At 43.5% G+C, this 14,015-nt stretch carries 13 protein-coding genes; 2 read left to right on the forward strand and 11 right to left on the reverse strand.

Going from position 1 to position 14,015, the window contains the following annotated elements:
• Positions 1 to 32: 32 nt before the first annotated feature.
• Positions 33 to 515 carry an NUDIX hydrolase gene (locus tag PHA78_RS06600; RefSeq protein ID WP_029176974.1) on the forward strand — a complete coding sequence of 161 codons (483 nt, stop codon included), beginning with the start codon at positions 33 to 35 and terminating at the stop codon, positions 513 to 515.
• 46 nt (positions 516 to 561) lie between these two features.
• Here PHA78_RS06600 and PHA78_RS06605 read toward each other — a convergent pair whose 3' ends face one another.
• Both PHA78_RS06605 and PHA78_RS06610 read right to left on the reverse strand, forming a co-directional pair.
• Positions 562 to 1,239 (reverse strand): DUF4956 domain-containing protein, encoded by a 678-nt coding sequence (locus PHA78_RS06605; RefSeq protein WP_029176973.1) that lies wholly within the window; start codon positions 1,237 to 1,239, stop codon positions 562 to 564.
• Positions 1,226 to 1,969 carry a polyphosphate polymerase domain-containing protein gene (locus tag PHA78_RS06610; RefSeq protein WP_104930858.1) on the reverse strand — a complete coding sequence of 248 codons (744 nt, stop codon included), beginning with the start codon at positions 1,967 to 1,969 and terminating at the stop codon, positions 1,226 to 1,228. The genes PHA78_RS06605 and PHA78_RS06610 overlap by 14 nt, the downstream gene beginning before the upstream one ends.
• A 192-nt stretch (positions 1,970 to 2,161) precedes the next feature.
• On the opposite strand from PHA78_RS06610, the gene PHA78_RS06615 reads away from it, so the two are divergent.
• Positions 2,162 to 2,464, forward strand: a complete 303-nt coding sequence (locus PHA78_RS06615; protein ID WP_029176971.1) for a hypothetical protein — start codon at positions 2,162 to 2,164, stop codon at positions 2,462 to 2,464.
• A gap of 20 nt (positions 2,465 to 2,484) precedes the next feature.
• Here the strand turns inward: PHA78_RS06615 and PHA78_RS06620 are convergent, their stop codons facing one another.
• The 9 genes from PHA78_RS06620 to PHA78_RS06660 form a co-directional block, all read right to left on the reverse strand.
• Positions 2,485 to 2,751, reverse strand: a complete 267-nt coding sequence (locus tag PHA78_RS06620) for a DUF2087 domain-containing protein (protein WP_029176970.1) — start codon at positions 2,749 to 2,751, stop codon at positions 2,485 to 2,487.
• Between the two features lie 320 nt (positions 2,752 to 3,071).
• Positions 3,072 to 5,471: a phenylalanine--tRNA ligase subunit beta gene (pheT, locus tag PHA78_RS06625; protein ID WP_272157873.1), complete on the reverse strand. Its 2,400-nt coding sequence runs from the start codon at positions 5,469 to 5,471 to the stop codon at positions 3,072 to 3,074.
• A gap of 1 nt (position 5,472) precedes the next feature.
• On the reverse strand, positions 5,473 to 5,994 hold the full coding sequence (locus PHA78_RS06630) for a GNAT family N-acetyltransferase (RefSeq protein ID WP_029185205.1): 522 nt from the start codon (positions 5,992 to 5,994) through the stop codon (positions 5,473 to 5,475).
• Between the two features lie 201 nt (positions 5,995 to 6,195).
• Positions 6,196 to 7,239: a phenylalanine--tRNA ligase subunit alpha gene (gene pheS, locus PHA78_RS06635; RefSeq protein ID WP_024410406.1), complete on the reverse strand. Its 1,044-nt coding sequence runs from the start codon at positions 7,237 to 7,239 to the stop codon at positions 6,196 to 6,198.
• Between the two features lie 455 nt (positions 7,240 to 7,694).
• Positions 7,695 to 9,419 (reverse strand): glycoside hydrolase family 3 protein, encoded by a 1,725-nt coding sequence (locus PHA78_RS06640; protein WP_024377289.1) that lies wholly within the window; start codon positions 9,417 to 9,419, stop codon positions 7,695 to 7,697.
• 10 nt (positions 9,420 to 9,429) lie between these two features.
• On the reverse strand, positions 9,430 to 11,220 hold the full coding sequence (locus PHA78_RS06645) for a glycoside hydrolase family 3 protein (RefSeq protein WP_029187815.1): 1,791 nt from the start codon (positions 11,218 to 11,220) through the stop codon (positions 9,430 to 9,432).
• A gap of 48 nt (positions 11,221 to 11,268) precedes the next feature.
• Positions 11,269 to 12,069: an HAD family hydrolase gene (locus PHA78_RS06650; protein ID WP_272157874.1), complete on the reverse strand. Its 801-nt coding sequence runs from the start codon at positions 12,067 to 12,069 to the stop codon at positions 11,269 to 11,271.
• Complete coding sequence (locus PHA78_RS06655; RefSeq protein WP_024400735.1) at positions 12,069 to 12,908, reverse strand: SDR family oxidoreductase; 840 nt, start codon at positions 12,906 to 12,908, stop codon at positions 12,069 to 12,071. The genes PHA78_RS06650 and PHA78_RS06655 overlap by 1 nt, the downstream gene beginning before the upstream one ends.
• Before the next feature lies 1 nt (position 12,909).
• Positions 12,910 to 14,010 (reverse strand): mannonate dehydratase, encoded by a 1,101-nt coding sequence (locus PHA78_RS06660; RefSeq protein WP_222330196.1) that lies wholly within the window; start codon positions 14,008 to 14,010, stop codon positions 12,910 to 12,912.
• Positions 14,011 to 14,015: the final 5 nt, after the last annotated feature.

The raw sequence follows: 14,015 nt of genomic DNA on the forward strand, positions 1-14,015 counted from the left end.
ATAATAGGATACATCAACTACAAGGAGCCTCTATGACTAAAAAAACTGTTCAACTCGCTACCATTTGCTACATTGATAATGGCAAGGAATTTCTTCTCCTTCATCGAAACAAGAAAGAAAACGATGTCCATCAAGGAAAATGGATTGGAGTTGGTGGCAAACTGGAACCCGGCGAAACACCGCAAGCCTGTGCTATTCGAGAAGTCTTTGAAGAAACAGGGCTAACAGTCACCAAACACGCTCTAAAAGGAGTCATCACCTTTCCAGACTTTACTCCAAACACTGACTGGTACACCTATGTCTTTAAGATAACTGGTTTTGAAGGAAGTCTTATTGACTGCAACGAAGGCGATTTAGAATGGGTTCCTTATGATCAAGTGCTCTCCAAACCAACCTGGGAAGGGGACAGACACTTTCAAGAATGGCTATTAGAGGACAAACCATTTTTTTCCGCTTGTTTCTGCTATGACGGGGACAAACTGCTTGATTATAGCGTTGATTTTTATGAAGAATAAGCTAATAAAAAACGAAAAAGCCTTGGAAATCCAGGGCTTCTTTGTTTTACAAATACTTCTTCTTCGGCATTTGCTTGTTCAATACGACATCCAAGGGACCGGCTGACAATACTGTATCTACCAAACGTTTGTCTGTAATCTTCTTATCAAGGAGAACTTGATATTCTAAGATCAGCGCTTCTTTTTTCTTCTTGTACTTGAGGGAAAGCAAGTCGGCTTGCTTGCAAGATTTACCAAATTGATTTTCAAAAAATTGATCGTAGTCAAAATTCATTGGCACTGTTACCAAGAGATGACGACGATTTTGATTGACTTGAGCAAAGCTGATATTTTCAAAAATCAAAATACAAGCAGATAGGATGACCGTCATAAAGACAGCCAAACCTAGAAAGCCCATCCCTGTCGCTAGACAAATAGCCATTGCCAGAAGGACTGCAAGCATTTCTTTTGAAGAACCTGCCGCTGAGCGGAATTTAATAAGACTGAAAGTCCCTGCTACCGCAACACCCGCTCCTAAATTTCCATTTACCAATGCTATGATTACTGCAATCAATGCCGGCATTAAACTTAGTGTGATGACAAATTCCTTTGTATAATTGGATTTATATTTATAAACAGCTGCTAAGAGTACCCCCATGGATAGACTAACTGCAAAGACCATCGCCATCTGTGTTAAGGTGATACTGCTATTGGCCGTTGAAAAGATACTATTAAACAACTGCATGTTTGCTTACTTCCTCTCCAGTAATGTTGTGGGCAAGCTTATAGGCATTGCCATATTTTGAAAATGATTGCTTTTCGATCTGGTATTTTTCGAGCAGGGCTACCAACCAGTCTGGTCGTTCTTCTGGAACTTTTACTTCCATGATGACTTTTGTTGGATCCAAAAGGTCCTTACCAAATTTACCTTCCATTGCATCCACATCGTAGTCTCGATAAAGTAAGTTCTTATCAATTGTGAGACGAACCTTTTTGTCTTCGATTCCTTTGTAGGATACGCGATCGTAGTAGATATACATCTTCGGCTTAATAGTACCATAGCGTTCTCTCAACATTTCGAGTTCTGAGGTTACCTTATCATCCTTAATTGTGGAATCAATCACTCCATTTTCGATATAGTTTGTTACAGAAACAGGGTTTGAAGTTAAACGGTATTTATAGCCAATTTTATTTTCTTTTTTCTTAATTTCAAGAAAGGCTTGACTCGATTCAGAAGGTTTAGAATCGTAGACACGCATACGAATTTTCTCACGTCCATTCTTTTTGGCAAGTGAATCTTGAATCATATCAAAATCTTCATTATCAAAGTAGATATTGGTAATCGTTGATGTCGCAAACTCATCTGCCATCATGTACTGACGAAGTTCCTTTTCTAAAAGTTCAAATGTTTTTTTATCAACGATATATTTAGTCTCTTTACGCTTAAATTGTTTTTGTACGATTCTTGTTTTCATTATTGTGCCTCTTCTATCCTAAATTTTGACAGGTCCCTGTCTTGTTTACAAGATATAGTCTACCGACCAAGCTTTAAATGAAACTGAAAATAAAATTAAACAAAACTTAAACTGCAATAAAGTTGAAATTCTTTTGTCACATTCTAATCTATGCTACAATAGTCCTATCAATAGTAAGGCAAGGAGAACCCCATGTATGAATTTGTCCTAGAATACGGCTCATTCCCTGTAAAACTCATTGACGGTTTTGTCAACAATCGCTCAGAAATCCCTGATTTTCTCAAAGAGGATAAAGAAATGATTACCCGCTTGAATGAGATTAACGAACTCTTCCACCAACTTTTCTTAACAATCGAATGCAAGTTTGACTATATCGGGAAACAATTCCCTGACAAGATCGAACAACTACGAGAACTCTATCATCCCCTGGCAGACGATTTACTAGCCAAGTACAGCGATAGGGTGGAGTTGAAGATTGAACCCTTTATTTTGTAAGACAAAAGAGATGACCGCAATCATCTCTTTTCTTCTATTCTGTATTCCAAACCATACTGATCACGCGATAAGTAGCCATAATCCACCAAGTATCGTCTCAATATAGCATAGTCATCATAAATCTCAGCTAGAAAGGCATTAACCTCTTTTTCGGTGAATGTCGAGCCTTTCTTAGCTAATTCTTCTTGTAAGTAGGCAAATAAAACTTGCTTACTTTTCAACTTCTTAGGAATAACAAGTAACTTCCCATCTCGGAAAAATTTTTCTTGAATATCTTGAGTGTTCATACTTCCCTCCAAAAAATCCTAGCCCGCTGACTAGGATTTAGTAGTATAGTCTTTCAGTTTGCTTTTGTACTAGCTCCAAAGGTTTGGGAAACCTTTGGAGGTCGGAAATAGAGCGAATAAAGTTCGCATCTCAAGCTGCAGATAGCTTGCACAGACCAACAGTCTGTGCAAGGCTGGAAATATTACTTGCGATAGCAAGTCACAGCTGTCGAGTGCGACAAAGCGAGTTCAAATAATCTGAAATTATTTGAACTTGGAGATAAGGAAACGGAGTTTCCTCATACATCTAAGCAACAAAAGATAAAATGAAAGACTAAAGTTTAACGAATTTCAGCTCCAAGGGTTTCGAGTGACTTACTGATTTTCTCCATGTACTTAGCCACTTCCTCATCCGTCAGGCTATCCGCAGGATTTTGGAAGGTCAGGTTATAAGCCATCGATTTCTTACCAGCCTCAATATTGCTGCCCGCATAGACATCAAAGAGGGTCACCTTGGTCAAGCGTTTCACGCCCGCAGCCGCAATGGCATCCAAGACATCCTGATGTTTGACATCACTGCTCAAGAGCAGGGCAATATCACGGCTAACCGCTGGGAATTTAGAGATTTCGGTAAATGGCTGAGCAGGCTGGAGGGCTTCTTCAATCGCATCCAGATTGATTTCAGCCACGTAGGTTTCAGGAATACCGTAGTCCTTAGCCGTTTGAGGATGTACCTGACCGACAAAGCCGATAACCGCCCCATTCAAATGGATTTCAGCTGTACGACCTGGGTGCAAGGCCACAATCTCACTAGTCGCTACAAAGTCAACTGCCAACTTGTAATGATCAAAGATAGCTTCCAAAATCCCTTTGGCATGGAAGAAATCAACTGGTACAGCAGGTGTCTGGAAGTCTTTCTCAGCTACCAAGCCAGTCAAGACAAGGGCGAACTTGTTGATTTCTTGTGGCAGGTCTTCTTTTGGATTGCCAGACTGTTCAAAGATTTTTCCGATTTCGTAGAGGGCCAAGTTCTTGTTCTTACGCGCTACGTTGTAGGCAACTGTGTCTAGCATACCAGACACCATGTTCTGACGGAGGGCAGAGCGGTCAACCGTCATTGGCCACATGAGTTCGGTGACTGTGGTTGGACGAGCCGCAAACTCCACAGCCTTCTCAGGCGTTGTCAGAGCATAGGAAATGATTTCTGTCAGACCTGCACCTTCTGCCATGCTACGTACTTGGCGACGGATGCTCTGGGTCAGGGTCAACTCACCTGCTGTTCCGTCCTCTTTCGGAAGAGTGGTCGGCAGATTATTGTAACCATAAATACGAGCGATTTCCTCTACCAAGTCTGCTGGAATGCGAATGTCCCAACGGCGACGCGGTACTGCTACTGTAAACTGACTTGCATCGCCAGTTGTTTCCATGCCTAAACGACGGAAAATGTCTGCGATTTGGGCATAGTCAAGCTTGGTCCCGAGCGAGCGATTAACGTAATCAATGGTCGCTGTGACTGGGACATCCGAAGTGTCCACGCTACCCGCAGAAACGATGCCAGACAAGACCTGACCGCCAGCCAGTTCTGCAATCATAGCTGCTGCTGTGTCCATAGCCTCCGTCAAGGTTGACACGTTGATGCCTTTTTCAAAGCGAGAAGAGGACTCAGAGCGAAGGTTGAGGCGACCTGAGGTCTTGCGGATAGACTTGCCGTCAAAGAGAGCCGCTTCCAGCACAACCGTCTTAGAGTTGTTGTCAATCTCTGTGTTGGCACCACCCATGACACCACCAAGGGCAACTGCCTTGTCCCCAACGGAAATGACAATGTCATCAGCAATCAAGTCACGCTCTTCTCCGTCAAGTGTTACCAAGTTTTCACCCTCTTTTGCCTGACGAGCCACGATTTTCTTGCCGTCAAACTTGTCAAAGTCAAAGGCATGCATTGGCTGACCGAAGTAGAGCAAGATGTAGTTAGTGATGTCCACCACGTTGTTGAGCGGGCGGATACCTGCGTTCATGAGCAGGTTTTGCAACCACTGTGGGCTTGGTGCGATAGTCACATTTTCAATAACACGGGCCGTGTAGGCAGTCACCTTGTCTGACTCAATGGCCACTTCAATCACATCGCTGGCCTTCTTGTCGCTTTCATCCAAGGCTACAGGCTTAAAGTTGACCTTGCTGTCATAGATAGCAGCCACTTCGTGAGCCACACCACGCATAGAGAGGGCGTCGGCACGGTTTGGTGTGATGGACAACTCAATAATCTCGTCGTCGAGGTTAAGATATGAAAAGACTGGCTCACCCACGACTGCATCTTCAGGCAAGTGGTAAATGCCGTCCGCATAGACCTTCGGCACCACAGAGTCGGACACGCCGATTTCGCTCAATGAGCAGAGCATCCCCAAAGACTCAACCCCGCGGATTTTGCCTTTCTTAATCTTGTAGTTGCCAGCGATACAAGCTCCTGGCAGAGCGACGATTACCTTGATACCAGGCTTGACATTTGGAGCACCGCAAACGATTTGCGTGATTTCCTCACCCACATTGACCTGGCAGATGTTGAGGTGGGTATCTGGAATGGGCTCAGCAGACACAACCTGCCCGACAACCAACTTAGAAAGGCCAGCACTCTTTTGCTCAACACCTTCTACTTCAATTCCTGTTGTTGACATTTTTTCAGACAAGTCATAGCTTGTCGCATCAAAGTCAACCAGTTCTTTTAACCATTTGTAACTTACTAACATATTATCCTTTCTGGTGCAAAGGCCGTTTCAGTAGCCAATCCACATCAATCTTATCACCGACCGCAAATTCATGCTGGCCAAATTTTTCAAATCCGTATTTGGAATAGAATTTCTGAGCCTTGTAATTATGTTCCCAAACTCCCAGCCAGACCCAGTCACAACTAGACTGCTCTGCTTTTTCCAAAGCAAATTCAAACAAGACCTTCCCAAGACCGCGACCTTGATAGGCCTGCAAGAGATAGATACGCTGGATCTCAAAGGCATTTTCCAATTCCTGTTCTGTCTGGGCAGGACCTTGGTTTAGCTTGAGATAACCAGCTATCTGATGATCTATTCTTAGAAAATAGTGCTGGCAGTTGGGATCCGATAACTCACTAGTCAAGACCTCCAAGGAATAAGACTCCTCAAAGAATGCCTCCAGCTCCTCTGGATCATTATCGTGAGCGAAGGTCTCTGCAAAGGTCTGCTTAGCCAGCTCCTGCAAAACAGAAACCTCTTCCAAACGTATAGGATCAATCTGCATTTCATTGCCTCTCATTTCTATTTGAACTAAGAAAGTCGCTCAATAGCAATTTCCCTTCACTTCCTCGTCCGTGGTTACGACGTTCTAAGGTTGAAAACGACATTTTTTTCAACCTTAGAACTAGTGAGGGGAGTAGGTAGACCGCCATAGCGGCTACCGTCCTGTTTCTAGATACTTTCAGTATCAGAAACAGGTCTCACATCAAAACTGCTCCGAGAATCGTACATCGCCTTGATAGAATCCACGAATATCGTTGATACCGTAACGAAGCATGGCAATGCGTTCTTGACCAAGACCGAAGGCGAAGCCTGAATACTTGGTCGCATCAATGCCACTCATTTCCAATACTTGTGGGTGGACCATGCCGGCACCGAGGATTTCAATCCAGCCTGTTTTCTTACATACGTTACAGCCGTCACCCCCACACTTGAAGCAGGAAACATCCACCTCAACAGAAGGCTCAGTGAATGGGAAGTATGATGGACGGAGACGAATTTGACGCTCTTCACCGAACATCTTCTTGATGATCATTTCAAGCGTACCCTTGAGGTCACCCATAGATACATTTTCACCGACAACCAAGCCTTCAATCTGGTGGAACTGGTGGCTGTGGGTCGCATCATCCGTATCACGACGGAAAACACGTCCTGGCGAAATCATCTTCAAAGCACCTTTTGAGAAATCATGCTGGTCCATGGTTCGAGCCTGAACAGGCGACGTATGGGTCCGCATAAGGATTTCTTCTGTGATGTAGAAGGTATCCTGCATATCACGGGCTGGGTGGTCTTTTGGCAAATTCATGCGCTCAAAATTGTAGTAATCTTTTTCCACTTCAAATCCGTCAACGATTTGGAAGCCCATGCCCAAGAAAATATCCTCGATTTCCTCAGAAGTTTGGGTCAAGACATGACGTTTTCCGACCTTGACCTGACGGCCTGGCAAGGTCACATCAATAGTTTCAGATGCTAATTGTTGTTGAATTTTCGCTGCCGCAACCTTTTGAGCTGTCTCTTCAAAGGCAGCTGTCAGCACATCACGTACTTCATTGACCTGCTTACCAACGATTGGTTTCATTTCGTTAGATAGGTCTTTCAAGCCTTTCAACAAGTCAGTCAAGGATCCTTTTTTACCCAAAACCGCAACACGCAGGTCTTGTAGTTCTTTTTCGCCTTGGTGCTGGATTTCCTTTAACTTTTCAAGTGTGGATTGGCTTAGTTCAGCCAACTGTTGTTCAATGTTTGACATAATTCCTCCAATAAAAAAACGCATGACACCACTCGTATCGGAGCGTTGTCACGCGGTACCATCCGTTTTCATCTGCTAAGCAGACCTTAGTTCTATGAACCTGTATTCACAAGTAAAGTGCTTGCACATAAGAGATGGTTTTTCGCTAATCAAGGCAGTTTTTTGAGGGAATACTGACTGTATTTTGAAAAAAACTAACGATGAGTAGCTGAAAAACTAGCCTTAGATGGAAGTGCTGAACTGTGAATACAGGTTCTAAGTCCTTGTGTGAGTGAATTCGACCAACTTTCACTGATTGAGCTTGCAGTCACGGCTCAACTCCCTGGGCAGTTTCCATAGGTGTACTAGTCTCACAGACTTCTATTCAATTAAGAATATTCTATCAAAAATAAGAAAGTTTGGCAAGAAATCTTCCTAGAAAACTCCCTCTATCTAGGATAGAAAGGAGTTTAGTTTTATAGTTTTGCTTGCCATTTATTGGCCCAAACATTCTCATTTGGCACACCATAGAAGTCATCTTTTCCTTCTAATTTATCAAGGAGGGATTCGATAGTATTTTTATTGTGATGGTAGGCATTGATAGCAGTTTTGACCATGGTAACATCGTGAAGGTGAGTTGTATAGTTTAGTGAAACGAAAACGGTTGGAACTTCATGTACATACCAAGGAACCTCATTGGACATGGCCGTTTTCCACTGGATGCGGTAATTATTCTGCGCTCCATATCCAATGACATTGGCAACAGTCAAGGCTAAATCAACTTCTTCTCGGTATTGCAGCGTTTTACCTTTGATTCGAGTCGTACCATCATTGACAGTCACTTCATAACCACGCGCCTCTAGGGCAGCTTTAAGGTTATCAACCACTTCTGTACTTGCCGCCATAATCCCTTCTTTTTCACCTTCTAGGTAATACAATCGGATTCTGCGATGGGTTTCTGGACTAATTGGAAGATTTTTCTGGGTATCCTTCAACAACGTAATTGCTTTATCTGCTGCTTCACGTTGCCAAGCCAAGTGTTCTTCACAGCCAATAATAGCCAATTCATCAGCTGATTTTAGTAAGGTTCCTTCCGCTTGCTTGATATGCAGATTGAGTTTGGCTTTCAGACCTAAAATGCGACGGAGAGCATCATGAAGGCGTTCTTCAGTAATCACTCCCTTGCGGTAGCCATTGAGCATAAATTCAAAATCTTCTTCTAAGTTATTGAAGAATAAGAACATATCACAACCCGCAGCAATGGCTGCAGGTACGTAGTCTTCACGACGCATGGCTGCTGTCATCCCCAACATGTGGCTGGCATCTGTTATGACCAAACCATTGAATTCCAGTTTTTCTTTCAATAAATCTTGAATCAATTCAGGAGCCAGTGTTGCAGGCAAAATATCTTCGTCCTTCAAACTTGGATTCAGTTCTTTCTGGTAATATGGCAAGGCTATATGACCCGCCATAATCATCTCAACACCAGCTTCAATATGATGCCGATAGACACGACCAAAGCTCTTGTCCCATTCTTCTGGAGAGAGCTCATTGACACCGAGGACTAGGTGCTGATCACGTTCTTCTGTACCATCTCCTGGGAAATGCTTGATGCATTGAATAACATCTCTTTCAGCAGTCAATCCTTCTAGATAGGCACTGGTATAGGTAATCACATCATCCGCATTTGTGCCGTAAGCTCTGGTATTGACAATCGTATTGCGCCAGTTCTGAACAATATCCACACAAGGGTCAAAGTTGACATTTACACCTAATGCAGTCTCCTCGCGCGCAGATACGAGACCTGCTAAGTAGGGAATACGAGGATCCCGACTGGCTTCAGATTGAGCACCTGAAGAAATATATGTTCCGCCTTTCACAGCCCCATCTCCACCTGAGTCACAGTTCGCTGCAACCAAGAGAGGTACTTTTGAATAGCTTTGCAACTCGTTAATCAGTCCTTGTACCTGTTCTGGACTGCCATTCATATAGCGGGCTCCACCTATATGGTATCGGTTCATCAATTCCTGATTACTCAGATTATTTCCGCTAAAAGCGTCTCCTCCAAAGAAGAATAGATTGACAAACAATTGACCGATTTTTTCTTCATCAGTCAGATGAGCCAAGGTATTTTCTACCCAGGCAATCTGCTCATCATTCAAACAATAGGGTTTCTTCCGCAAATCAACCAATCTAGGCATTATTTCCTCCTTATTTTCCGCGCCAAATACGTGTATCTAGTAAACCACAGTAGGCATCAACAGGCGATACTCCTGTAAAGTCTGACTCTCCTGCTAGTTTAGCAACCAAGGCTTCTAAAGTGACAGGCAAACCATCGTAGGCATTGATATAGGTTGCAACCTGTGGCATATCTGCAAGTGCAAATGGGTGCTGAACAGAGACAACAATGGTTGGAATTTCGTGAACATAGAAAGGCTGGTCTGGTGTTCCCTTGGCAGCTGGCCAAATAATCCGCTGAGTTGTTCCTCCTGAGTTGACATCAACTAAATTGATAATCAAATCATAGTTATCTGTGATTTCGGCAATTGGACGCTTGGAAGCATAGACATTTGCAATCGCTGCTGGTCTTTCTTCTTCTGGCAATTTGGCAATCCGTGCTTCTGTATTTTCCCAGATAGATACTTGGTGACCTCGAGCTTCTAATAGTTCTTTCAGCGTATCGGCTGCTCTCTTCTTGCCAGCATTGATCATGGCGCCAAAACCACCCTTATAGCCATCCACTTCGACCAATAAAATCCGTTTGTAGCGTTCTGGATTGACGGGGAAAATTCCTTCTTGTTTGGCTTTTACCAAGGTAATAGCCTTGTCAGCTACTTCTTTTGCAAGCTGTTTCGCCTCATCTCTACCAATCAAAGCCAGTGCTTCTTCTTTTGGCAGCATGATTTCCTGACGACGACCTTCAAACAAGTGAAGACCGAGTTTAGCTTTCAAGCCTAAGGTACGACGAAGGGCATCATGGAGGCGTTCCTCAGAAAGCAGACCATTTTCCAACCCTTCTTTCATCCATTGCAAATCTTCTTCTGGATCGTTGAAGAAAAGGAAAAGATCACATCCTGCCTCAATAGCTGTAGGCAATAGCTCACGACGGGACATAGAGGCTGTCATACCGATCATGTGACTGGCATCCGTTACAATGGCACCATTGTAACCTAACTCTCCACGAAGCAATTCATCCAAGAGCGTTTTATTCAGCGAAGCTGGCAACATATCGTCCAATTCACGTTCTGGATGCATTTCTTTCTCAACATTTGGCAAATGAATGTGCCCCGCCATAATACCTGGAAGACCTGCGTCAGCCATCTCACCATAAATCCGTCCAAATGTTTCCATCCATTCAGACTTGGTCATAGGATTCGAAGCAAAAGAGAGATGATGGTCACGTTCGTCAATACCATCTCCAGGAAAATGCTTAGCAAACGGCACAATGCCGTGTTCCATAATCCCACGCATGTATTCTTTAGATAATTCAATGACTTGGTCTACATTAGCTCCCCAAGTTCGGTTTGCAATGATTGGATTGCGCCAATTACGGCTGAGGTCCATAATCGGTGCAAAGGAGGCATTGCAGCCTACTGCAGCTGCTTCAAGTCCTGCAACTTTCCCCATTTCATAAGCATAGCGGGGATCAGCTGTCGCAGCAATCTTGATTTCATCCCCAATTTTCGTTCCATCCGTAACAGCGCCATTCCCACCAGATTCGGTATTGGCTGCAATCAAAAGGGGAATCTTAGACTTGGTCTGCAAAATATAGTTTTGCTCCCAAATATCTGCAGCAGGTCCAGGATTGTAACGAACAGCAGCAATCTTATAATCATTTAATACTCCAGTCAGATATTCTTCTGTCCGCTGGCTCCCCATGTTGACAAAGAGGTGACCGATTTTTTCATCCAAGGTCATCTGAGCAATGGTTTCTTCAATCCAAGAAATAGCCTCTTCATCAAGGCTGTAAGGTTTCTTCCGTAAATCTACTAAATGTGTCATGTTTGCCTCCAAAAAAGCTAGAGGGCATAGCGCCTCTAGCCCTTCTCTCTAGTCGTCTAAATTATTCCAAAATGCCTGTGTCAATTCTGTTTCTTTCCCATCTGTGAATGCTTGATGAACAAAGTCATCTGCAATCGTTTCTGTCAAATCTGCCCAAGATTGCATCTCTCGTCCTACTAAAATAGGATAGAAATGGACACCGTTCAATTCCGCCGCCTTCAAATCACCAGGCGAGTCACCAATCATCATAATCTTATCAGGACAATACCCTTCCTCTATTAACAGTTTAATGACATCTTCCTTCTTACCACGGTCTTGACAGTACAATTCTGTAACAAAGTCCATCAAACCCTGGTCTGTCCACTCTTCTTCTACCGCTTCCTTATTAGCAGAAGAAACTACGTAGACTTTTCCTAACTGGCTCAGTTTTTCCAAGCCCTTGTGAACGCCGATGAAGGCTAAAACAGGACCGCTATAATGCTTAATGGCTTGATTGACTTGAGTGGACCATTTTAAGGCTAATTCCAAGTCTTTTGACGGCTGCTCCTCTATCAATCTTTCCAGAGAAGCATTTGACAAAGAATCTGTGGTCGCGACCCAATTTTTCAAGTTATCTATACCAGTCACACCTGCAAATTCTAGGCCTTTAACCAAGCCTACAAAACGGTTAATGCCACGTTCTCGTGAGTAGAGATTGACTCGATTCCATTCAGTTAAAAATGGTTCTTTATCTTCAACACCAAAAACTTCCGCAGCTAAGGGGCCGAAAAAGAGTTTATGTTTGTAGGTCATGGTGTCCATGGCGCAGCCATCAGAGTCCACACAAAATACGTAATCCGTTTTCATCATCAAACTCCTGAATAGGCTGAGAAGCCACCGTCAATCGGTAAAACAACACCGTTGACAAAACTTGCCAAATTCTCATCTGCCAAGAAGAAGACCCCTCCGACCAACTCTTCGGCTTCACCAAACCGCCCCATTGGTGTATTGGTCAAAATCTTGTTGGCACGTGCGGTCGGTTGACCTGACTCGTCAAATAGCAAACCACGGTTTTGGTTGGTAACCAAGAATCCAGGCGCAATCGCATTACAACGAATACCAACTTTCGAAAAATGAACTGCTAACCATTGGGTAAAATTACTAATAGCAGCCTTGGCACCTGAATAGGCTGGAATTTTTGTCAAAGGAGTAAAGGCATTCATGCTGGAAATATTGATAATATTTGCTCCCGAGCGACCAATCATATCCTGTGCAAAGACCTGTGTTGGCAATAAGGTTCCAAGATAATTCAAATTGAAAACAAAGTTGATACCGGCCTCATCCAAGTCGAAGAAAGTTTTGGTCTCAGCTGGCAGTCCAATCTCATGGAATTCATTGTCCGTTGTCGCTTTGGGATTATTGCCTCCTGCACCATTGATTAATATATCTACAGGACCAAAATCTGCTAGGACTTGCTGGCGAACTTCTTCCAAATTTTCCTTAGAAAGAACGTTAGATTTATAGGCTTTTGCTACGCCTCCTGCTGCTGCAATCTCATCGACGAAGACCTGAGCCGCAGCTTCATTTAAGTCCAAAAGCGCAACCTTTGCACCTGCCTTAGCAAATTCTTTTGCCAAATAGCCACAAAGAACGCCTCCTGCACCTGTAATAACAACAACCTTATCCTTAAACTCAATAACACGTGACATATTAGCTCTCCTTATTTCCAACTGTTTTGACTGTAATTCCAAAATCTGGTGTCTTGCCTGCTGCTCGCATATTGGCTTCATAGAGACCGTTAAAGTAGGTTGCTCCAAGGGCTCGGTCATACAGACCATAACCAGGTGTCTTGGTCTGGTCTCCCCAGATACGACGACCGTGGTCTGGACGTAAGGCTCCAGCCCAGTCATAGTCCACCAATAATTTAACAACAGCATTCATATCAATGTCACCAGCCTGTGACAGATGTGCTGTTTCTTGGAAGCCCCAAGCACCTGCCGTCACATTGCGCGTATGCATAAAATTGATACGATTGCGTTTGAGAGCATATTCCGTCATGGCAAGGACATCATTTTTCGGATCAGAAGCATAAGATCCTACACACATGGTAATTCCATTGTGTTCTGAATCATAGAGATTCAAAAATCGTTCAACGGCTTCTTGACCAGTAATAATACGTGGCAATCCAAAAATTCCATACGGAGGGTCATCAGGGTGAATAGCCATTTTGACGCCAGCCTCCTCAGCCGTTGGCATAATTTCTTTGATAAAATACTCCAAATTCGCCCATAAATCTTCTTCGGAAATATTCTGACGATAATTTTCAATAATAGCCTTCATTTCTTCCTTGGAATAGGACGAATCCCAACCTGGTAAGTTCAAATCATCCGCCACAGGATCAACACCTGCTAAATCAGATTTAAGGAAAGCTAAAGAGGTTGAACCATCTGGAAGTGGGTGGTGCAAGTCTGAACGGGTCCAGTCAAACACAGGCATGAAATTGTAGCATACAACTGGAATACCTGCAGCCCCAACATTACGGATGGACGTTTTATAGTTTTCGATTAAGGCATCACGATTTGGCTTCCCTTGTTTGATGTCTTCATGGACAGGAATGGATTCAATAACAGTAATTTCAAGTCCTGCCTCTTCGACCATTTTTTTCAGCTCTAGAATGTTTTCAAGGGGCCATGCCTGACCAACTGGTACATCGTAGACTGCCGTTACGATTCCCTGCATACCAGGGATTGCTTTAATCTCTTCCAGTGTCACAGGATCTTTTTTCCCGTACCATCGAAATGACATTTTCATGATTT

Origin of the sequence: Streptococcus sp. HN38 (assembly GCF_028335765.1) — a bacterium.
Classification (GTDB): Bacteria; Bacillota; Bacilli; order Lactobacillales; family Streptococcaceae; genus Streptococcus; species Streptococcus suis_P.

Bases quoted from the DNA above. Each gene is read 5' to 3' on its own strand.
- PHA78_RS06610 (WP_104930858.1), bottom strand. From the start codon at position 1,969: ATGAAAACAAGAATCGTACAAAAACAATTTAAGCGTAAAGAGACTAAA.
- PHA78_RS06630 (WP_029185205.1), bottom strand. From the start codon at position 5,994: ATGCAGATTGATCCTATACGTTTGGAAGAGGTTTCTGTTTTGCAGGAG.
- pheS (WP_024410406.1), bottom strand. From the start codon at position 7,239: ATGTCAAACATTGAACAACAGTTGGCTGAACTAAGCCAATCCACACTT.
- PHA78_RS06655 (WP_024400735.1), bottom strand. From the start codon at position 12,908: ATGTCACGTGTTATTGAGTTTAAGGATAAGGTTGTTGTTATTACAGGT.
- PHA78_RS06620 (WP_029176970.1), bottom strand. From the start codon at position 2,751: ATGAACACTCAAGATATTCAAGAAAAATTTTTCCGAGATGGGAAGTTA.
- PHA78_RS06650 (WP_272157874.1), bottom strand. From the start codon at position 12,069: ATGATGAAAACGGATTACGTATTTTGTGTGGACTCTGATGGCTGCGCC.
- PHA78_RS06640 (WP_024377289.1), bottom strand. From the start codon at position 9,419: ATGCCTAGATTGGTTGATTTGCGGAAGAAACCCTATTGTTTGAATGAT.
- PHA78_RS06645 (WP_029187815.1), bottom strand. From the start codon at position 11,220: ATGACACATTTAGTAGATTTACGGAAGAAACCTTACAGCCTTGATGAA.
- pheT (WP_272157873.1), bottom strand. From the start codon at position 5,471: ATGTTAGTAAGTTACAAATGGTTAAAAGAACTGGTTGACTTTGATGCG.
- PHA78_RS06660 (WP_222330196.1), bottom strand. From the start codon at position 14,010: ATGAAAATGTCATTTCGATGGTACGGGAAAAAAGATCCTGTGACACTG.
- PHA78_RS06605 (WP_029176973.1), bottom strand. From the start codon at position 1,239: ATGCAGTTGTTTAATAGTATCTTTTCAACGGCCAATAGCAGTATCACC.
- PHA78_RS06600 (WP_029176974.1), top strand. From the start codon at position 33: ATGACTAAAAAAACTGTTCAACTCGCTACCATTTGCTACATTGATAAT.
- PHA78_RS06615 (WP_029176971.1), top strand. From the start codon at position 2,162: ATGTATGAATTTGTCCTAGAATACGGCTCATTCCCTGTAAAACTCATT.